At 48.2% G+C, this 20,722-nt stretch carries 20 protein-coding genes; 14 read left to right on the forward strand and 6 right to left on the reverse strand.

Going from position 1 to position 20,722, the window contains the following annotated elements:
- Positions 1-44: 44 nt before the first annotated feature.
- Together AL515_RS11020 and yeaG are read right to left on the reverse strand one after the other, a co-directional pair.
- The gene (locus AL515_RS11020) at positions 45-1,328 is read right to left on the reverse strand and encodes a YeaH/YhbH family protein (protein WP_048211926.1); all 1,284 of its coding nucleotides are present in this window, start codon (positions 1,326-1,328) and stop codon (positions 45-47) included.
- A gap of 121 nt (positions 1,329-1,449) precedes the next feature.
- A complete protein-coding gene (gene yeaG, locus AL515_RS11030) occupies positions 1,450-3,384 on the reverse strand; it encodes a protein kinase YeaG (RefSeq protein WP_005120355.1) in 1,935 nt (644 codons plus the stop codon).
- A 433-nt stretch (positions 3,385-3,817) separates the two neighbouring features.
- Here yeaG and AL515_RS11035 point away from each other — a divergent pair, with 433 nt between their 5' ends.
- The 4 genes from AL515_RS11035 (at position 3,818) to AL515_RS11050 (ending at position 6,780) form a co-directional block, all read left to right on the forward strand.
- Entirely contained in the window at positions 3,818-4,564 is a 747-nt protein-coding gene (locus AL515_RS11035; protein ID WP_048212595.1) for a MipA/OmpV family protein, read from the forward strand.
- A 580-nt stretch (positions 4,565-5,144) separates the two neighbouring features.
- On the forward strand, positions 5,145-5,387 hold the full coding sequence (locus AL515_RS11040) for a hypothetical protein (protein WP_061067755.1): 243 nt from the start codon (positions 5,145-5,147) through the stop codon (positions 5,385-5,387).
- Between the two features lie 10 nt (positions 5,388-5,397).
- A complete protein-coding gene (locus AL515_RS11045; protein ID WP_048211923.1) occupies positions 5,398-5,748 on the forward strand; it encodes a hypothetical protein in 351 nt (116 codons plus the stop codon).
- Between the two features lie 177 nt (positions 5,749-5,925).
- Positions 5,926-6,780 (forward strand): aldo/keto reductase, encoded by an 855-nt coding sequence (locus tag AL515_RS11050; RefSeq protein WP_061067756.1) that lies wholly within the window; start codon positions 5,926-5,928, stop codon positions 6,778-6,780.
- A gap of 98 nt (positions 6,781-6,878) precedes the next feature.
- Here AL515_RS11050 and AL515_RS11060 read toward each other — a convergent pair whose 3' ends face one another.
- Both AL515_RS11060 and gapA read right to left on the reverse strand, forming a co-directional pair.
- On the reverse strand, positions 6,879-7,763 hold the full coding sequence (locus tag AL515_RS11060) for a D-hexose-6-phosphate mutarotase (RefSeq protein WP_105242166.1): 885 nt from the start codon (positions 7,761-7,763) through the stop codon (positions 6,879-6,881).
- Between the two features lie 83 nt (positions 7,764-7,846).
- The gene (gene gapA / locus AL515_RS11065) at positions 7,847-8,842 is read right to left on the reverse strand and encodes a glyceraldehyde-3-phosphate dehydrogenase (protein WP_003030697.1); all 996 of its coding nucleotides are present in this window, start codon (positions 8,840-8,842) and stop codon (positions 7,847-7,849) included.
- A gap of 341 nt (positions 8,843-9,183) precedes the next feature.
- Between gapA and msrB the strand changes: the two genes are divergently transcribed.
- The gene (msrB, locus tag AL515_RS11070) at positions 9,184-9,597 is read left to right on the forward strand and encodes a peptide-methionine (R)-S-oxide reductase MsrB (RefSeq protein ID WP_061067757.1); all 414 of its coding nucleotides are present in this window, start codon (positions 9,184-9,186) and stop codon (positions 9,595-9,597) included.
- Between the two features lie 42 nt (positions 9,598-9,639).
- On the forward strand, positions 9,640-9,915 hold the full coding sequence (locus tag AL515_RS11075) for a YeaC family protein (RefSeq protein ID WP_048211919.1): 276 nt from the start codon (positions 9,640-9,642) through the stop codon (positions 9,913-9,915).
- 44 nt (positions 9,916-9,959) lie between these two features.
- On the opposite strand, the gene yajD is transcribed toward AL515_RS11075, so the two are convergent.
- The gene (yajD, locus tag AL515_RS11080) at positions 9,960-10,304 is read right to left on the reverse strand and encodes an HNH nuclease YajD (protein ID WP_003030690.1); all 345 of its coding nucleotides are present in this window, start codon (positions 10,302-10,304) and stop codon (positions 9,960-9,962) included.
- A gap of 94 nt (positions 10,305-10,398) precedes the next feature.
- Complete coding sequence (locus AL515_RS11085) at positions 10,399-11,652, reverse strand: glycoside hydrolase family 18 protein (RefSeq protein ID WP_061067758.1); 1,254 nt, start codon at positions 11,650-11,652, stop codon at positions 10,399-10,401.
- Between the two features lie 296 nt (positions 11,653-11,948).
- Here AL515_RS11085 and AL515_RS11090 point away from each other — a divergent pair, with 296 nt between their 5' ends.
- The 8 genes from AL515_RS11090 to AL515_RS11130 all read left to right on the forward strand — a co-directional run bounded on the left by AL515_RS11090 (position 11,949) and on the right by AL515_RS11130 (position 20,693).
- Positions 11,949-13,025, forward strand: a complete 1,077-nt coding sequence (locus tag AL515_RS11090) for a zinc-binding dehydrogenase (protein ID WP_061067759.1) — start codon at positions 11,949-11,951, stop codon at positions 13,023-13,025.
- 27 nt (positions 13,026-13,052) lie between these two features.
- On the forward strand, positions 13,053-14,432 hold the full coding sequence (locus AL515_RS11095) for an MFS transporter (RefSeq protein WP_061067760.1): 1,380 nt from the start codon (positions 13,053-13,055) through the stop codon (positions 14,430-14,432).
- Between the two features lie 17 nt (positions 14,433-14,449).
- Entirely contained in the window at positions 14,450-15,493 is a 1,044-nt protein-coding gene (locus tag AL515_RS11100; protein ID WP_061067761.1) for an NAD(P)-dependent alcohol dehydrogenase, read from the forward strand.
- Positions 15,494-15,517: 24 nt separating this feature from the next.
- The gene (locus AL515_RS11105) at positions 15,518-16,354 is read left to right on the forward strand and encodes a ketose-bisphosphate aldolase (RefSeq protein ID WP_061067762.1); all 837 of its coding nucleotides are present in this window, start codon (positions 15,518-15,520) and stop codon (positions 16,352-16,354) included.
- Positions 16,355-16,358: 4 nt separating this feature from the next.
- Complete coding sequence (locus tag AL515_RS11110) at positions 16,359-17,306, forward strand: carbohydrate kinase family protein (RefSeq protein WP_048211913.1); 948 nt, start codon at positions 16,359-16,361, stop codon at positions 17,304-17,306.
- Positions 17,307-17,315: 9 nt separating this feature from the next.
- Positions 17,316-18,299 (forward strand): NADH-dependent methylglyoxal reductase, encoded by a 984-nt coding sequence (ydjG, locus tag AL515_RS11115; RefSeq protein WP_061067763.1) that lies wholly within the window; start codon positions 17,316-17,318, stop codon positions 18,297-18,299.
- Between the two features lie 136 nt (positions 18,300-18,435).
- The gene (locus AL515_RS11125) at positions 18,436-19,194 is read left to right on the forward strand and encodes a DeoR/GlpR family DNA-binding transcription regulator (RefSeq protein ID WP_048211911.1); all 759 of its coding nucleotides are present in this window, start codon (positions 18,436-18,438) and stop codon (positions 19,192-19,194) included.
- Positions 19,195-19,334: 140 nt separating this feature from the next.
- Positions 19,335-20,693 (forward strand): MFS transporter, encoded by a 1,359-nt coding sequence (locus AL515_RS11130; protein ID WP_048211910.1) that lies wholly within the window; start codon positions 19,335-19,337, stop codon positions 20,691-20,693.
- Positions 20,694-20,722 lie beyond the last annotated feature (29 nt).

Consider the following 20,722-nt stretch of genomic DNA (forward strand, 5'->3'; position numbering starts at 1 on the left):
ATAAAATCAGTCAGCACATATACGCGCTGACTGATTTGTTTAGGCTAATTATTGCTGGTCGTACTTTGCTTATGGAACAGTTCGCGGAATACCGGGTAAATATCATCCTGATCGCGAATATGCTGCATCGCAAAGTTATCAAAGGTTGATTGCAGATGTTCGTATTCACGCCACAAGGTCTGGTGCGCACGGCGAGTGATTTCGATATAGCTGTAATATCTCACCACTGGCAGCAGTTTTTTCGCCAGGATTTCATGACACAGTGGTGAATCATCTGCCCAGTTATCGCCATCCGATGCCTGAGCGGCATAGATATTCCACTGGGCAGGGTTGTAGCGATCTTTTACCACTTCATCCATTAACTTCAGGGCGCTGGAAACTATGGTTCCCCCCGTTTCCTGAGAGTAGAAGAACTCGTGTTCATCAACCTCTTTCGCCTGAGTATGATGACGAATATAGACAACCTCCACGTTTTTGTAAGTGCGGCTCAGGAACAGATACAGCAGGATATAAAAACGTTTTGCCATATCTTTAGTCGACTGATCCATTGAGCCGGAGACGTCCATCAGACAGAACATCACCGCCTGGCTGGAAGGATCGGGTCGTTTCTCATAATTCTTGTAGCGCAAATCAAAAGTATCTATAAACGGCACGCGTTCGATTTTTGCCCGTAGTTCGGCAATCTCTTTGCGTAACCTTTCCTCTTCCAGCAACTGCGCGGGTTCACTTTTGGCGATGGTTTCCAGATCGGCCTCAAGCGCATGCAGTTCACGACGTTTACCCGCCGTCATTGCTGTGCGACGCGCCAGTGAGTTTTGCAAGGAGCGCACCACGCTGATATTGGCGGGCACACCGTTGGAGGTAAATCCTGCACGGTGCGTTTTAAACTCCGTTAACTGACGTTGCTGATTCTGCTTCAGGTTAGGCAGCGCTAAATCTTCGAACAGCAGATCAAGATATTCATCTTTAGATATCTGAAAGACGAACTCATCCTGACCCTCGCCATCCTGACTGGCCTGGCCTTGTCCGCTACCTGAACCGCCGCCGCCCCCCTGCGGACGTTCGATACGGTCATTCTGTACAAAATGATCATTACCTGGATGCACGCGATGACGCAGGCCACCGCGCCCCTGATGAAACATCGGTTCGCTAATATCATCGGTCGGAATAGAGACAGATTCGCCGCTATCTACATCGGTCACCGAACGCTTGTTAATGGCCTCGGAGATCGACTGTTTAATTTGCGATTTATAACGGCGCAAGAAGCGTTGGCGATTTACCGTGCTCTTGTTCTTGCCGTTAAGACGCCGGTCAATAAACCAGGTCATATGCCCCCCGTACTGCCAACTGTTCGCCATGTCTGTAAGTGCCGGATGGCGCTGGCGCTATCCGGCCTACGGAACATTATTTTGCAAGCCCGGTAAGCGCATGCACCACCGGGCACTTATGTTAAGACGATTTACGTACGCGCAAATACCATTCGCACAGTAAACGTACCTGTTTACGCGTATAGCCTTTTTCCATCATACGGTCGACAAAATCGTCGTGCTTTTTCTGCTCGTCAGTCGAGGTTTTAGCGTTAAACGAAATGACCGGCAGCAACTCTTCGGTATTCGAGAACATTTTCTTCTCAATAACCGTGCGCAGTTTTTCGTAACTGGTCCAGTTTGGATTGCGACCGCTGTTATTCGCTCTGGCACGCAGAACAAAGTTGACGATCTCGTTACGGAAATCTTTCGGGTTGCTGATACCCGCCGGCTTTTCAATTTTCTCCAGTTCTGAGTTCAGTGACTCGCGATCGAACAGCTGACCGGTATCTGGATCGCGATACTCCTGATCCTGAATCCAGAAATCCGCATAGGTCACATAACGGTCAAAAATGTTCTGTCCGTATTCGGAATAAGATTCGAGATAAGCCGTCTGGATCTCTTTGCCGATGAATTCAGCATATTTCGGGATCAGATAGCCTTTCAGGAACTCAAGATAACGCTCAGCCTGCTCCTGCGGGAATTGCTCGCGTTCGATTTGCTGCTCCAGTACGTAGAACAGATGAACCGGGTTAGCTGCCACTTCGGCATGGTCAAAGTTAAAGACGCGAGAGAGGATCTTAAACGCGAAACGCGTGGACAGACCGTTCATTCCCTCATCAACCCCGGCGTAATCCCGATACTCCTGATAGGATTTCGCTTTTGGATCGGTATCTTTCAGGCTTTCGCCATCGTAAACGCGCATCTTCGAGTAAATGCTCGAGTTCTCAGGTTCTTTCAGGCGAGAAAGAATGGTAAAGCGAGAGAGGGTTTCCAACGTGCCCGGTGCGCAAGGCGCATGGGTCAGCTCACTATGGTTAAGCAGTTTTTCGTAAATTTTGATCTCTTCAGAGATCCGCAGGCAATAAGGCACTTTGACGATGTAAACACGGTCAAGGAACGCCTCATTGTTTTTGTTATTACGGAACGTTACCCATTCAGATTCGTTCGAGTGGGCAAGAATAATCCCGTTAAACGGCAGGGCGGAGATACCTTCTGTCCCGTTGTAGTTTCCTTCCTGGGTGGCAGTCAGCAGAGGATGCAGCACTTTAATCGGTGCTTTAAACATCTCTACGAATTCCATAATCCCCTGGTTGGAGCGGCACAGCGCACCTGAGTAGCCATAGGCGTCAGGATCGTTCTGGGCGTGGTGTTCGAGTTTACGAATATCCACTTTCCCGACCAGAGCGGAAATGTCCTGGTTGTTTTCATCACCAGGCTCCGTTTTAGCGATGGCGATTTGCTCGAGAATAGACGGCCAGACTTTGACGACGCGGAATTTAGTGATGTCCCCGCCGAAATCATGCAAACGCTTCGCAGCCCACGGCGACATGATTGTACCGAGATAGCGACGCGGAACCCCATACTCTTTTTCCAGGATCTGCGCGTCTTCCTGCGGATTAAACAGGCATAACGGATGATCGTTAACCGGGCTACGTTCACCATTGGCGCTGAGGACATAAATGGGCACTCTTTGCATCAGCGATTTCAGTCGCTCTGCAAGCGATGATTTTCCGCCTCCCACAGGCCCCAGCAGATAGAGGATCTGCTTCTTCTCTTCCAGCCCCTGAGCCGCATGTTTCAGATAAGAAACAATCTGTTCAATCGCGTCTTCCATGCCGTAAAACTCTTCAAAAGCGGGATAACGTGCAATCACCCGATTCGAAAAGAGTCGAGAAAGTCGAGGTTCGTGGGCAGTGTCAACCATGACAGGCTCACCAATAGCCATTAATAGCCGCTCTGCCGCGTTGGCATAAGCACTGCGATCTTGCCGACAAGTGGTAAGAAACTCCTGCAGCGTGAACTCTTCGTCCTTGGCAGCTTCATAACGCTGGCGATAGTGATCGAATATATTCATGGTATGCCGTCCTTTCGTTTTTTAGCACATGTTAAGAGCCGTTCATATGAATAGTAGAGGCCCCTGAAGAGGTAAACTGAACGACGTCGCTGCTGAAGAAATAAGCAACTCTCATGCCATTTCGATGGTCAGGAGATCAACGTATTCGGTGATACACCTTCTAAATTTAAGCGTAGATGGCATTTGCAAAACTTGCCTGTACGCGCAAATGAATTTCAATGGCATATCAATAACTCATCAGCAAAAAAAGCACATGTTATGTAAAGAAATGGGGCTGAATTCATGTGGTGTTCACCGTACTGCAAGCAAAATGTCATCACTCGTTGAGAAATTAGGGGGTTACATTGGGCAGGTAATACGTAAAATAGTTGGGCTGAAGCGTATTGGCGGTTACACTTTCGTCGCTAAACATTTGAATAAGGAATTATGGATTGTGACCAAACTCAAACTTCTGGCACTTGGCGTGCTTATTGCCACGTCCGCGAGCGTCGCGCAAGCAGAAAGCAACCTGACGCTGGGCGCAGGCGTTGGTGTGGTTGAACACCCTTACAAAAACTACGATAGTGACGTTTACCCGGTCCCTGTTGTGACCTATGAAAGCGACAACTTCTGGTTCCGTGGTCTGGGCGGCGGTTACTACCTGTGGAATGACAATACAGATAAATTATCTGTGATGGCGTACTGGTCGCCACTGTACTTCAAGCCGGGCGACAGCGACGATAGCCGTCTGCGCAATCTCGATAAGCGCAAGAGCACCATGATGGCCGGGCTTTCTTACGTGCATAACACACAATATGGTTTCCTGCGTACCAGCCTCGCGGGAGACGCACTGGATAACAGTAATGGTATCGTATGGGATCTGGCATGGCTGTACCGTTATACCAACGGGGGCCTGACGCTGACACCGGGGATTGGTGTTGAGTGGAACAGTGAAAACCAGAACCAGTACTACTACGGTGTATCGCGCCACGAATCGTCCCGCAGTGGTTTACGCAGCTACGATCCTGAAAGCAGCTGGAATCCGTACCTTGAACTTAGCGCCAACTATAATTTCTTAGGCGACTGGAGCGTGTACGGTACTGCGCGTTACACCCGTTTGTCTGATGAAGTGACAGACAGCCCGATGGTAGACAAATCCTGGACGGGTCTGATCTCAACGGGTATCACCTATAAGTTCTGATGCATTTCCAATGCTGAACATGAGCCCGCGTTATGCGGGCTTTTTTATGCCTGACGGGAATGAATGTTGATCTCAAGCATGAGAATTCACGATTTCTGCTGATTCTGCCTTATGCGATGCTGCAACGAATAATTAACGTGTTTTACCTGGCGTAGTTACCAAAAAGGAACGTATTATTTAATTAGTCTGATATCGATTTTCTTACAGCGTAAGAAATACAGGTGTCGCAGAACCAATCATCGTTAGCGACTAACAAAATCTACTACGGCAATATACTGAAAATGCACTGTTTTGTTATTACTCCTGGATCTCAATTAACCTTGCAAAACGTGTTGAAAGTATCTGATAACTATTTTTATCGTTTAATTTAACCATGAAAGTCATCTTTCATGTGAAAACTAAAAAACTAAACGTTTAATTTTTATTTTACATTCTTTAGGTAATTATCTGAAAAAATTTAAATTGACATTAAATATTCTATTGCAGATATTACTCAAACGTTGAAAATAGTGAGCGTAATTCTTTCTTGCAGAAATATAATCTGCGATGAAGGTTTTTGAGAATAAACCTGGTATAGATAATGAAAAAATTAATCATGATAGTTGTGATGGGTGGGGTTCTGGCGGGTTGTTCTACCGAGGCCTCTCGCATGAATGACTGTGAGAACAAGGGCGTCAGTCGGGATGCATGCTACGTTGTTGAGCAGAATCGTCAGGCTACAATCAATGCTGCAGCGGAAAAACAGGCTATGGAAAATGCACAGAACCTGTACATCACAAATGACGGTAATTCCAGCCATCATCATAATCACAATAAATATTAAGGTTTTACTCATGAATAAATTAATTATTACCGCTGCGCTGGTGGCATCAACTGTTGTCCCTGCTCATGCTATTAGCGAGGCTTACCGTCGTCAGTTGCAACATGATCATAAAACCATGGTTAGTGAAGCGAATGTTCCGGTTAACGCCAGTATGGTAAAATCTATACATGTGAATAAACTGGGGGTTGATTTTAAACGTGGTACCGATGGCATTGCCTACATTAATGGTAGCCCGGCAGCCAATGATGAAAATAATGCAGATGCGCAAACTTACAGTGCAGGCCTGATTTCGGTTATTGTGTATAAGAACGGAAAAATAAACGCCATGAAAGAAGGTAAATATTTAGGCCGTTTAAAATAATCTCAGTACAGCTAACAAGTTATCTGTCTGAGCCCGGAAATAAATACTGTTCCCGGGTTTTTTATTGTGTCTGATTAACGACGAGCCCTCCAAACGAGGATGGTGCAATTTGTGCACCATCACAGGACACATCACCCATGTTTTGCTTTACTGTGGTGCATGTGCTCAGGGGGAACTATGACAGTAAAACAAGTGATGTTTACAAAACAGGTATCACTTCCTGCTATTGGGCAGGGAACATGGAACATGGGGGAGAACCCCTGCCGTCGTCGTGATGAAGTCTCGGCGTTGCAGGCTGGCCTGGATCTGGGGCTGCGTCTGATTGATACGGCAGAAATGTATGCTGATGGTGCAGCAGAAGAGATTGTTGGCGAAGCCTTAGCGGGACGGCGCGATGGTGCATTTTTGGTTTCAAAAGTTTATCCGTGGAATGCCGGAGGCCAGAAAGCGATTGCTGCCTGTGAAGGCAGTCTGCGCCGGCTGAAAACAGACTATCTGGATCTCTATTTGCTGCACTGGACGGGGGACTTTACTTATGAAGAAACCGTCAGCGCCATGGAAAAACTCATCGCTCAGGGGAAAATTCGTCGGTGGGGTGTTTCGAATCTCGATTATGACGAGATGCAGGCGCTATGGCTGGTTGCAGGTGGACGACAATGCGCCACTAACCAGGTGCTATATCATTTAGCGTCGCGCGGCATTGAATATGACTTGCTGCCATGGTGTCAGCAACAGCAGATGCCGGTCATGGCTTACAGTCCGCTGGCCCAGGCGGGACGGTTGCGCCGTGGTCTGCTCACTCATTCGGTGATTAGCGACATTGCACGTGCACACGATGCCAGTACCGCCCAGATCTTACTGGCGTGGGTTATTCGTCAACCGGGCGTGATCGCGATTCCAAAAGCGGCAAGCGTAGCGCATGTCGAACAAAATGCCGCCGCGCTGAATATCACGCTCTCGGTTGATGAACTGAAGTTGTTAGATGAGGCATATCCGGCGCCAAAAGGTAAAACGGCGCTGGATATGGCCTGATTTGCCTGATGGCGCTGCGCTTATCAGGCCTACGGCTACGAGCGGTTTGTAGGCCGGATAAGGCGTTAGCCGCATCCGGCATGATGCGCAGAGTTGTCTTAGCGTTTAGCAACACGAATAGTCTGCGCGAGGCGAGATGGTTTTTCTGCGGTGGTTTTCTGCGGAGCGGTCGCGTAAGCCGTTTCTACACAAACAAACGTTTTGTAACCGTCATCCGGCATGTCGCCCATGCTAATGGACAGCGCCGGGCCCGGGTTCCAGCCGACAACGTTCAGATGGTGGTGGTGCACGACATCGATATTGCGCTTGAGCGAATCATCATGGATGACGCTACATGCTTCCGGGTTCAGATAAACACGGTCAGTACGATCCGGGAAGGTCTGAATGCCGTCAGCCAGCACATCTTCTTTCGCATCGTTCACTTTATCGATCAGGCGATCGCCAAGACCACTGACTTTCACTGCGGCAATATCACCCACGTTGAAGTAGGTATGCAGTGCCGAGGTGGTTTCAAACTCACCGTGGGCTTCCAGTTCGATTTCACAGGTAGCACCGACCTTAAAGCGGGTAAGCAGGGTAAAGTCGTGTGGCCATAGCTGACGCGTTTCAGCGTTGCTCTGCAGTTCAAACGTCAACACCACGCCATTGTCGTCTTCGTTATGCGCTTTCAGCGTCCATGGCAGGTTACGGGCAAAACCATGCGAAGGCAAACCCTGTTGAGCCGCCGGGCCAAACCACGGCCAGCAAATGGGGACGCCGCCACGCAGCGCTACGCCTGTTTTGAACGGGGTATTGTTACTTAGCCACAGGACTTCCTCTTCGCCGTTTGGTTTCCAGGAAAGAAGATGTGCGCCCTGCAGCGCGAAAGAAGCTTTAACCTGTGGGTGATCGACAACAAGAACCTCAAGTTCATCAAGCTGACGGCGGGAGAGGACAGGGGTAAGCTGTTCAATGACCGGGAGAGCGAAAATTTTGTTAATCATGATGCAATCCTTGGTATGTAAATATTTTGGTCATAAAAAAAGGCGACCGAAGTCGCCTTTTTGGATCAGATACTCATCTCAACTTATTTGGAGATGTGAGCAATCAGGTCCAGAACTTTGTTGGAGTAGCCGGTTTCGTTGTCGTACCAGGATACCAGTTTCACGAAGTTGTCGTTCAGTGCGATACCAGCTTTAGCATCGAACACGGAAGTGCAAACTTCACCGTTGAAATCGGTAGATACGACGTCGTCTTCGGTGTAACCCAGAACGCCTTTCATCGGGCCTTCGGAAGCAGCTTTGATTGCTTTCTTAATTTCTTCATAAGAAGCAGCTTTTTCCAGACGAACGGTCAGGTCAACAACGGATACGTTCGGGGTAGGAACGCGGAACGCCATACCGGTCAGTTTGCCGTTCAGTTCTGGCAGTACTTTACCTACAGCTTTAGCAGCACCGGTAGAGGACGGGATGATGTTCTGGGATGCGCCGCGGCCGCCGCGCCAGTCTTTGTGAGACGGGCCATCAACGGTTTTCTGAGTAGCGGTGGTCGCGTGAACAGTCGTCATCAGACCTTCGATGATGCCGAAGTTGTCGTTGATAACTTTAGCCAGCGGAGCCAGGCAGTTAGTGGTGCAGGAAGCGTTAGAAACGATGTCCTGACCTTCATATTTGTCAAAGTTTGCGCCTTTAACAAACATCGGAGTGTTATCTTTGGACGGACCAGTCAGAACCACTTTTTTCGCGCCAGCAGTGATGTGCTTACGAGCAGTTTCGTCTGTCAGGAACAGGCCAGTAGCTTCAGCAACTACGTCAACACCAACTTCGTCCCATTTCAGGTTAGCCGGATCACGTTCAGCGGTAACACGGATTTTTTTACCGTTTACGATCAGATGACCGTCTTTCACTTCAACGGTACCGTTGAAACGGCCGTGAGTGGAGTCATATTTCAGCATGTAAGCCATGTAGTCAGCGTCTAACAGGTCGTTGATTGCAACGATCTCGATGTCAGAGCGTTCTTGAGCAGCACGGAAAACAATGCGACCGATACGGCCAAAACCGTTGATACCTACTTTGATAGTCATATATTCCACCAGCTATTTGTTAGTGAATAAAAGGTTGCCTGTAAAATTACAAAAACCTTACGCAGCGTCAAGCGGAATCGTGTCAATCATTGCGACAAATCAATCTGCTGCCTAAGCTTTGCGCAACTGACTCGCCTCACTCTTCCTTTGGGCTTGAAACCACATGGGGTCGGCGGCCCGAATTTTAAAGGGCAATTAAGATAAAAACGTGATTCTTATCACGAATTGCAGGCTGCCATTTCGCAAGGATCAAGTTTAGAACAAAAGTTCGCACTCCGGTGTTAATGTTTTGTTAGAATCTGTCTCGCAATGTGAGTTTAGATAAAGTGAGATGTGAGCAAATGGCTAATCAACCTTCTCCAGAAGAACTGAAAAAAAATTTAACCGAAATGCAGTTCTACGTGACGCAGAATCACGGGACAGAACCGCCATTTACCGGGCGTTTGCTGCATAACAAGCGTGACGGCATCTACCACTGTCTGATCTGCGACAAACCGCTATTTCGTTCCGAGACAAAATATGACTCTGGCTGCGGCTGGCCCAGCTTTTACGAGCCCGTCAGTGAAGAGGCTATCCGTTACATAAAAGATACTTCACATGGCATGCAGCGCATTGAAATTCGCTGTGGTAACTGTGATGCGCACCTCGGACACGTTTTTCCGGATGGTCCGAAACCTACCGGTGAACGTTACTGCGTTAACTCAGCGTCTTTGAACTTCACCGATGGTGAAAACGGCGAGCAAACCAAGGGCTAAAGAAACGATTCAGCAAATTATTCTACGGAGAGTGGATTTAACATGAATCTTGATGAGATGATCAACAGCATGACGCCGGAAGTTTATCAGCGCTTATCGACTGCCGTTGAACTCGGTAAATGGCCGGATGGCGTGGCGCTAACGGCAGAACAAAAAGAGAACAGCTTACAGCTGGTGATGTTATGGCAAGCGCGAAACAATATTGACGCACAGCATATGACGATCGATACCAACGGTGAGATGGTGATGAAGAGTAAGCAGCAGCTTAAAATGGAATTTGGGATTACGCCCGAACCGATTGCGACGTTTAAATCCTGATTAACCTGGCCCGGCAAACATCGGTGTCGGGCCCGCAGTTGATGTTATTTCTTGTTCATCATCGCCTTCAGATCGGCAAACGGATTGTATTTCGCCTCGCCGACGTCTTTCTGCGCATCTTCCCCCGCCACTACAGTGGAACCATACTGATCAACCTCAGTGTATTTCGAATGCTCATGATCGTGACAGTACAGGCATAACATCTCCCAGTTGCTACCGTCTTCCGGGTTATTGGAGTGATCGTGATCGATGTGATGTACCGTCAGCTCGCGCAAATTTGAATACACGAACTCACGGGAACAACGTCCACAAACCCAGGGGAAGAGCTTTAGCGCCTTTTCCCGGTATCCAACTTCCAGACGGGCGTAATTTTTAGGGATAAAAGCCATAAAAGCGCATGCCTCCAGTAGAAAATGAAGAGCTGCGCCAAAGGCTGGCGCAGCAGAATGGGCTAATCATAACCTATTGTGTCAGGCGTTGGGATCAGTGTTTGATGCCTAACGAATCGGCTAACTGCTTCGCCAACTGGTTTTGGTCATCTGCACCGTATTCCCAGAACATGGCGCCTCCCAGTCCCTTGCTCTTGATGTAGTCAGCCTTGATCTCTACCGAGCGCGGGTTTTCATAAGAGAGGGCAAAAAGTGCTTTTCCATCTGCAGACTGCACCGATATCCACGGCACTTTTGCTTCATCATCCCAATGCTGGCTAAAGCGTTTTTGCGGATCGTTGATCAACTTCGTCACAATATCGTTGTACTTCACATAGGTATCTTTACTCAGATCGACGCCCAGTGATTTGAACAACTCAATTTGCGCAGGCTCGAAATAGGGCTGGGTAACAGGATTTTTCTGCGCGTCAGGTTTGCTCCAGTCAATACCTGGCTCAACGGCGCGTTTTGGTACGCGTCCATAAAAACCGATGCCCAGGTTCATTTGACTCGCTTTTAGACCGGCAGCAAGGTAGTTGTCGACGACAAAATTGGCGCTGTACCTATCCGCTGCGGCGACCGTTGGCCATTGTGTCGAATCGTACAGATTCGAGTTGAAATACTGAGTACCGTAGGCCATGTCATAGGTCATCAGGTTGATGTAATCGAGCGATGGCGCAATGGCTTTCACATCCACCCAGCTTTTCGGACTTTCCGCATTCGCACCCACGGCGATGGTTAGCAGTTTTTTATGACCCAACGCGGCACGCAGCTCTGTTAACAGCGCGGTAAAGTTCGCGCGGTCGGCTGGCTGGCTTTCAACCAGTCCCCAGGCGCCGTTGACCGGATATTCCCAGTCAAGGTCGATGCCATCCAGTCCATATTTCGCAATTATCTCCTGCGCAGACTGAATAAACACCGCGCGCGATTCTTTCGTTGCTGCAGCCCCAGAGAATCCGCGTGCGCCCCAGCCGCCGACGGAAAGCAGAACTTTCAGGTTCGGATTCTGTTTACGCAGCTGTGGAATTTTCAGCAAATCATCCTGCACTTTCTGTGAAAGCCAAATTTGATGGAGCTTGCTGGCATCTTTTAAGGCGTCATTGGTCTCGTCTTTTTCATTGTTATAGACAAGGCCAAACGAATAGTTGAGATGGGTTATCTGGCGAACATCCAGTTTATTGATATCGCCACCAGGACCCGCGGTGACGTCACCACCACCATTGAAGTAGCCAACAGACATCAGCGAACTGGCGGAAACAACGCTCGCGCAGAGCAGGGGTAATGCTGCCAACAAAGGCAAAAGTTTCATCGGTGTTCCTCTTTGACATTTAAACAAGCAAACACGCCACGGAAATGGCGTGGCGAAAAAAACAGCACTTGCAGGTTAACAGTTTCATAACAGAAAAAATGCGAAGGGGTTCACGGCATTTTAGCCAAGCGGCTGCAATGTGCCGTTGGCTTTCGATTCAATCTGGCACTTATTTGTGATCTAAGTTGTGAAATGCAGATCATAATCTGTGTTTTAAAGATTTTGTGTTGACCACAAAAATTATATGGATAAGTATGATGCCAGGTGATGCAAAACTAAACACAAAGGAAAATTCAATGAAAGCACTGGCAAGATTTGGCAAGGCCTTTGGCGGCTACAAAATGATTGATGTCCCGGAACCGGTATGCGGCCCGGATGACGTAGTGATTGAAATCAAAGCTGCAGCTATCTGCGGCGCGGACATGAAACACTACAATGTCGACAGTGGATCCGACCAGTTCAATTCGATTCGTGGTCACGAATTTGCCGGCCAAATTGTGCAGGTTGGCGATAAGGTTAAGGACTGGAAAATCGGTCAGCGAGTGGTTTCTGACAACAGCGGGCATGTCTGCGGTGTTTGTCCGGCTTGCGAACAAGGTGATTTTCTTTGTTGTACAGAAAAAGTGAATTTAGGTCTGGATAACAATACCTGGGGAGGTGGGTTTTCGAAATATTGTCTGGTTCCTGGGGAGATCCTCAAAATTCACCGTCATGCGCTGTGGGAAATCCCAACAGGCGTTGATTATGAAGAGGCGGCTGTACTCGACCCCATCTGCAATGCCTACAAATCTATCGCTCAGCAATCCAAATTTCTTCCGGGTCAGGATGTAGTGGTTTTTGGTACCGGCCCGCTGGGACTTTTTTCGGTACAAATGGCGCGCATTATGGGGGCCGTTAATATCGTGATGGTCGGGCTGGAAGACGATGTCGCAGTGCGTTTCCCGATAGCCAAAGAAATGGGGGCCACGGCTGTCGTCAACGGTTCGACCGAAGATGTGGTTGCACGTTGTCAGGAGATCTGCGGGAAAGATAATCTGGGACTGGTCATCGAATGTTCCGGTGCCAATATTGCCCTGAAACAATCTATCGAAATGCTGCGTCCTAACGGTGAAGTTGTCCGCGTGGGGATGGGCTTCAAACCTCTCGATTTTTCTATTAACGACATTACTGCGTGGAATAAAAGCATCATTGGTCATATGGCCTACGATTCCACTTCCTGGCGCAATGCTATTCGCCTGCTCGCTAGCGGTGCGATAAAAGTCAAACCGATGATCACTCACCGTATCGGCTTATCGCAATGGCGAGAAGGTTTTGACGCGATGGTCGATAAGACTGCGATTAAGGTCATCATGACCTACGACTTTGATGAATAACTCCATTTATTAAAGGAAGGTTCCCGGATGGAACAAATAGCAAAACCGCACTGCGGCGCGAGGTTGGACAGGCTGCCTGACTGTCGCTGGCATACGTCAATGTTTGCCATGGTTGCCTTCGGATTACTGGTTTGCTGGAGTAATGCCGTCGGCGGATTAATTCTCGCGCAGTTAAAAGAACTTGGCTGGACTGATAATTCCACCACCGCCACGTTCTCTGCCATTACGACGGCTGGAATGTTTCTCGGTGCGCTCGGCGGGGGAATTATTGGCGATAAAATCGGGCGTAAAAACGCATTTATTCTGTATGAAGCGATTCATATTATTTCTATGATCGTGGGTGCGTTTTCACCCAATATGACCTTTCTGATCGCCTGCCGTTTTGTAATGGGAGTTGGATTAGGCGCGCTGCTGGTCACCTTATTTGCCGGGTTTACCGAATATATGCCTGGCAGAAATCGTGGTACATGGTCGAGTCGGGTCTCGTTTATCGGCAACTGGTCTTATCCACTCTGTTCGCTGATTGCGATGGGGCTGACGCCACTTATCAGCGCGGAATGGAACTGGCGCGTACAGTTGTTGATTCCTGCGGTGCTGTCGCTCATAGCTACTGTTATTGCCTGGCGCAGTTTCCCTGAGTCGCCTCGCTGGCTGGAGTCTCGCGGGCGCTACCAGGACGCCGAAAAGGTGATGCGGGCAATTGAAGAAGGTGTCATTCGACAGACCAGTAAGCCACTGCCGCCAGTCGTGATAAAGGATGATGGCAAACAACCGCGTTCTGTACCGTACTCCGCCTTATTAACAGGTGTATTGCTGAAGCGGGTTATTTTGGGTTCTTTTGTTCTGATTGCCATGAACGTCGTTCAGTACACCTTAATTAACTGGCTACCGACAATATTTATGACTCAGGGTATTAATCTGAAAGACTCCATTGTCTTAAATACCATGAGCATGTTCGGTGCGCCGTTTGGGATTTTTATCGCCATGCTGGTCATGGATAAAATTCCGAGAAAAACAATGGGTGTGGGGTTATTAGTGTTAATTGCTGTACTGGGTTATATCTATTCGCTGCAAACCAGTATGCTGTTAATTACATTAATCGGTTTTTTCCTTATTACCTTTGTTTATATGTATGTTTGTTATGCCTCCGCTGTCTATGTTCCGGAAATATGGCCAACCGAAGCGAAACTTCGCGGTTCTGGTCTGGCGAATGCGGTAGGGCGTATTAGTGGTATCGCCGCGCCTTATGCGGTCGCGGTATTGCTTAACGGTTATGGAGTGACGGGTGTATTTGTACTGCTGGGGGCGGTCTCCATTATTGTCGCTGTCGCCATTGCTACCATCGGAATTGAAACCAAAGGCGTCTCTGTCGAAAGTCTCGGTATTGATGCAGTTACCAGCAAATAATATTGATGGGAAATAAAATGAAAAATTCAAAAGCGATATTAAAAACGCCGGGCACGATGAAAATTATTGCCGCCGATATCCCGGTGCCAAAAGAGCACGAAGTGCTGATCAAAGTTGAATACGTTGGCATTTGCGGTTCAGATGTTCATGGATTTGAATCAGGTCCTTTTATTCCGCCAAAAGATCCTCATCAGGAAATTGGTCTGGGGCATGAATGCGCCGGTACGGTGGTGGCGGTAGGGAACCGTGTAACCAAATTTAAACCGGGTGATCGGGTGAATATTGAACCCGGTGTACCGTGTGGTCACTGCCGCTACTGCCTGGAAGGGAAATACAACATCTGCCCGGACGTCGATTTTATGGCTACGCAGCCCAACTACCGCGGTGCGCTAACCCACTATCTGTGCCATCCGGAGAGCTTCACTTACAAGTTGCCCGATAATATGGACACCCTGGAAGGTGCGTTGGTGGAACCTGCGGCGGTGGGTATGCATGCTGCAATGCTGGCAGACGTTAAACCGGGTAAGAAAATCGTCATTCTCGGGGCGGGGTGTATTGGTTTAATGACTCTGCAAGCGTGTAAATGTTTGGGCGCAACCGAGATCGCGGTGGTTGATGTGCTGGACAAACGTCTGGCTATGGCCGAACAACTCGGGGCGACAACCGTGATCAACGCTGCAAAAGAGGACACCATTGTCCGCTGCCAACAGTTCTCTGGCGATATGGGCGCGGACATTGTTTTCGAAACCGCCGGTTCAACCATCACAGTTAAGCAGGCGCCGTATCTGGTGATGCGCGGCGGGAAAATAATGATCGTCGGTACAGTACCTGGTGATTCCGCAATTAATTTCCTCAAAATTAACCGTGAAGTGTCTATTCAGACCGTTTTCCGTTACGCCAACCGCTATCCGGTTACTATTGAAGCCATATCCTCCGGTCGGTTCGATGTGAAATCGATGGTGACGCATATTTACGATTATGCAGATGTTCAGCGCGCGTTTGATGAATCCGTTAATAACAAAAGCGAAATTATTAAAGGCGTAATTAAAGTAAATCATTAATTTATCGCAAAGGGAGAAATAACTATGCTGGCAGATATTAAATATTGGGAAAATGATGCCCAAAATAAACATTATGCGATTGCTCACTTTAACGTGTGGAATGCAGAAATGCTAATGGGGGTGATTGATGCGGCGGAAGAGTCGAAATCGCCGGTGATTATCTCCTTCGGTACTGGTTTTGTGGGGAATACCTCGTTCGAAGATTTTTCGCACATGATGGTTTCAATGGCTAAAAAGGCCTCGGTTCCAGTTATTACCCACTGGGATCACGGACGCAGCATGGAGATAATCCATAACGCCTGGACTCATGGCATGAATTCGCTGATGCGTGATGCCTCTGCCTTTGATTTCGAAGAGAATATTCGTCTGACAAAAGAGGCCGTGGATTTTTTCCATCCACTGGGTGTGCCGGTCGAAGCGGAACTGGGCCATGTGGGCAATGAAACGGTGTACGAAGAGGCACTGGCGGGTTATCACTATACCGATCCGAACCAGGCGGCGGAATTTGTCGAGCGTACCGGCTGCGATTCGCTGGCGGTGGCGATTGGTAACCAGCACGGCGTCTATACCTCAGAGCCGAAACTGAATTTCGACGTGGTTAAACGCGTGCGCGAAGCCGTATCCGTTCCGCTGGTGCTGCACGGCGCGTCCGGCATTAGCGATGCGGATATCAAAAAAGCCATTTCATTAGGTATCTCTAAAATCAACATTCACACCGAACTGTGCCAGGCTGCGATGGTGGCAGTACAGGAGAACCAGGACCAGCCGTTCCTGCACGTTGAACGTGAAGTTCGCAAAGCGGTAAAAGAGCGCGCACTGGAGAAAATTAAATTGTTTGGTTCTGACGGTAAAGCGGAATGACAACATGGATAATATCGAGGTTATTTGTATAGGGGCTGCTATTGTTGATATTCCTTTACAGCCTGTGAGTAAAAATATCTTTGATGTTGACTCTTATCCGTTAGAACGAATAGCGATGACAACCGGCGGCGACGCAATTAACGAAGCGACAATTATTTCTCGTCTCGGTCATCGTACAGCGTTAATGAGCCGGGTTGGGGCTGATGCAGCAGGTCATTTTATTCTCGACCACTGTCGTCGGGAGAATATAGATATTCAGAGCCTGAAGCAGGATGCCGCAATTGATACATCTATTAACGTGGGATTAGTCACCGCCGATGGCGAGCGTACTTTTGTGACTAACCGTAACGGCAGCCTGTGGAAGCTGAATATCAGCGATGTTGATTTTGACCGCTTCTCTCAAGCAAAGCTGCTGTCGCTGGCGAGTATTTTTAATAGCCCGTTACTGGACGGCGATGCACTGACGGCCATTTTCACTCAGGCAAAAGCGCATCGGTTAATTATCTGCGCGGATATGATTAAACCACGACTGAATGAAACGCTGGACGATATCCGTGAAGCGCTGAGCTACGTGGATTATCTGTTTCCCAATTTTGAAGAGGCAAAACTGCTCACCGGGAAAGAGACGCTTGATGACATTGCCGACAGTTTCCTGAACTGTGGAGTGAAAACCGTCGTGATTAAGACCGGCAAGAGAGGCTGCTTTATCAAGCGTGTCGATATGAAAATCGAAGTTCCAGCCGTTTCGGGAATTACCGCCATCGACACTATCGGCGCGGGAGACAATTTCGCCTCGGGATTTATTTCAGCGCTGCTTGAAGGCAAAACCCTGCGTGAGTGCGCGCTGTTTGCTAATGCAACGGCAGCCATATCGGTTTTGAGCGTAGGGGCCACGACGGGTGTGAAGAACAGAAAGCTGGTTGAACAACTTCTCGATGAATATGAAGGATAATAGCGGCAGATGAAAATGATTCCTTTAGGCAGTACGGATATTACGCTTTCCCGCATGGGATTAGGCACCTGGGCGATTGGCGGCGGTCCGGCGTGGAACGGCGATCTCGATCTGCAGGTATGTATTGATACCATTGTTGAGGCGCATCGCTGCGGTATTAATCTGATTGATACCGCGCCAGGCTACAACTTTGGCAACAGTGAAGTGATTGTCGGACAGGCACTGAAAAAGCTACCGCGTAACGATATCGTTGTTGAAACCAAATGCGGCATCGTCTGGGAACGAACAGGAAGTTTGTTTAACAAAGTGGGCGACCGGCAGTTGTATAAAAATCTCACGCCCGAGTCGATTCGCGAAGAGGTGGATGCCAGCCTGCAAAGACTGGGTATTGAAAGCATTGATATCTACATGACCCACTGGCAGTCGGTGGAACCCTGTTTTACGCCGATTGCAGAAACCGTCGATGCACTAAACGCACTCAAGAAAGAGGGGAAAATTCGTTCTATCGGTGCGGCGAACGTCGATGCGGAACATATCAGGGAGTATCTCAAACACGGTGAGCTGGATATCATCCAGGCCAAGTACAGCATCCTTGACCGGGCACTGGAAGCTGAACTGCTGCCGTTATGCCAGCAGCATGGCATCGTGGTGCAGGTCTATTCACCGCTCGAGCAGGGTCTGCTGACCGGTACTATCGCCAGAGATTATGTCCCGGGCGGCGCGCGGGCCAACAAAGTCTGGTTCCAACGGGACAATATGCTACGGGTGATTGACATGCTTGAGCAATGGCGGCCGTTGTGCGAAAAATACCGCTGCACAATCCCCGCGTTGGCACTGGCGTGGATTTTGAAGCAAAGCAATTTAATCACCTTGCTGAGCGGCGCAACCGCGCCTGAACAGGTTAGTGATAATGTTCAGGCGTTAACGATTTCCCTAACCGATGATGATTCTTCATTGATGAGGCGAATGGCTGAGGCGTTGGATACAAAATAAGCCAAATGGGAGTTACCTCTGTTTCTGTGTAAAATAGTATTAAAATCTGTGATTCAGACATGTTCTTTTGAAAATAAACATAGCCTGTGAGATACTTGGGTCTTATTATTACTTTGCAGGAAACAGAGGTGTCATCGTGGCGGCAAAAGACAGGATTCAGGCCATTAAGCAAATGGTGGCGAATGATAAGAAAGTAGCGGTATCTAATTTAAGTTCGATCTTTCAGGTGACTGAAGAAACGATTCGCCGCGATCTGGAAAAACTGGAAGATGAAGGTTTTTTGACCCGAACATATGGCGGTGCAGTGCTCAATACCACCGCGTTGTCCGACAATATCCATTTTTATAAGCGTGCAAAATCTTTTTTTGAAGAAAAGCAGATCATTGCCCGTAATGCATTACCGTTTATTAAAAATAAGACCACCATGGCTGCCGACTCCAGCAGTACCGCGATGGAATTATTAAAACTGTTGAAGGAAAGAAACGATCTGACGCTCCTGACCAACTCGGCCGAAGCTTTTCATGAGCTGGCACAGTCAGAGATTAACGTTGTTTCTACTGGCGGTGAATTAAATAAAAATACGCTGTCGCTTCAGGGAAGGATCACCAAGGAGATTATCAGCCGCTATCATGTTGATATCCTGGTGATGAGCTGCAAAGGTCTGGATATGCAGAGCGGGGCGCTTGATTCTAACGAAGCGGAAGCTGAAATCAAAAAGACGATGATCCGCCAGGCGACCGAAGTAGCTCTGTTAGTTGATCATTCGAAGTTCGATCGTAAAGCGTTCGTCCAGCTCGTGGACTTTAGCCATATTAATTACCTTATAACCAATAAGGCACCGGGTGCAGAGTGGATTGCATTTTGCAAAGAGAATAATATTCAACTCGTATATTAATTTTAACGTAGGGCGTGTCGATATTATTTTAGTTTGCACCTGGGCAATGCCATAAGAACCTAATGATGATGGATGGCGCGGCGAATTTTATTCTGCCGCGATCGCCATACTTTCTATTTAGCTTAATTTGAGGCATCCAGATGGAACAATGTGACCCTATCGGTGCAAGATTAGATCGCTTACCTTTATCTCGATTTCATTTTCGTATTTTCGGCATTATCAGTTTTAGTCTATTAGTCACCGGTTTTCTCAGCTATTCCGGGAATGTGGTATTGGCAAAATTAGTCAGTACCGGTTGGTCAAATAATTACCTCAACGCCGTGTTTACCTCGGCTCTGATGTTTGGCTATTTTATTGGCTCACTAACCGGTGGCTTTATTGGTGATTATCTTGGCCGACGCAAGGCGTTTCGCTTCAATTTGCTGATCGTCGGGGTCTCTGCCTGTGCGGCAACGTTTGTGCCTAACATGTACTGGCTTATCTTTTTCCGCTTCCTGATGGGGAGCGGAATGGGAGCGCTAATTATGGTGGGCTATGCCTCATTTACTGAATTTATTCCGCCCGGGGTGCGTGGGAAGTGGTCTGCTCGCCTGTCGTTTGTCGGCAACTGGTCGCCGATGCTGTCGGCGGCAATTGGCGTTGTGATTATCGCCTTTCTAAGCTGGCGGATGATGTTTTTACTCGGTGGCATGGCAATGCTCTTAGCATGGTATCTGTCGGGAAAGTACTATATTGAATCTCCTCGTTGGTTGGCTGGCAAAGGACAGAGAAACGAAGCTGAAAAACATCTTCTACAGGTGGAACTGCAAATTGAGAAAGAAAAAAACATTACTTTACCTTCCTGTCATAGCGATTGCCTGACGGCGGATATAAGCACGGAAAGTGATTCATTTTGGCTCTTGTTCAAAGGACCGATGCTGCGTTGTACGCTGGTGGCAATCACTGTGCTTATTGCGATGAATATTTCGCTCTATACCATTACGGTATGGATCCCGACGATTTTTGTTAATTCGGGAATCGATGTGACGAAATCTATTTTTATGACCGCGATAATTATGATTGGCGCACCCGTTGGGATATTTATTGCCACACTGATTATCGACCGTTTTCCACGACGATTGTTTGGTTCATTCTTGTTGATTATTATCGCGCTGCTCGGCTATTTCTATTCGATTCAAACCGAAGAGTGGGCTATTTTGAGCTACGGGTTGGTGATGATCTTTTTTTTGTATATGTATGTGTGCTTTGCCTCTGCGGTATATGTCCCCGAACTGTGGCCCACACACCTTAGATTGCGGGGATCGGGCTTTGTGAATGCCGTGGGAAGAATTGTCGCAGTATTTACGCCCTATGGCGTCGCTATCTTGTTGACACGCTACGGCTCGATTACGGTCTTTATCGTGCTAGGCATAATGCTGGTGCTGTGCGCCTTGATTCTTTTTTGCTTTGGCATCGAAACACGCAAAGTTTCGCTGGAAGAGATTTCAACGCTGGCCTGAGATAACGTGCCGACAGGGGAGATCCTGTC

This window comes from Citrobacter sp. FDAARGOS_156 (genome assembly GCF_001559235.2).
In the GTDB taxonomy this organism is placed as follows: Bacteria; Pseudomonadota; Gammaproteobacteria; order Enterobacterales; family Enterobacteriaceae; genus Citrobacter; species Citrobacter youngae.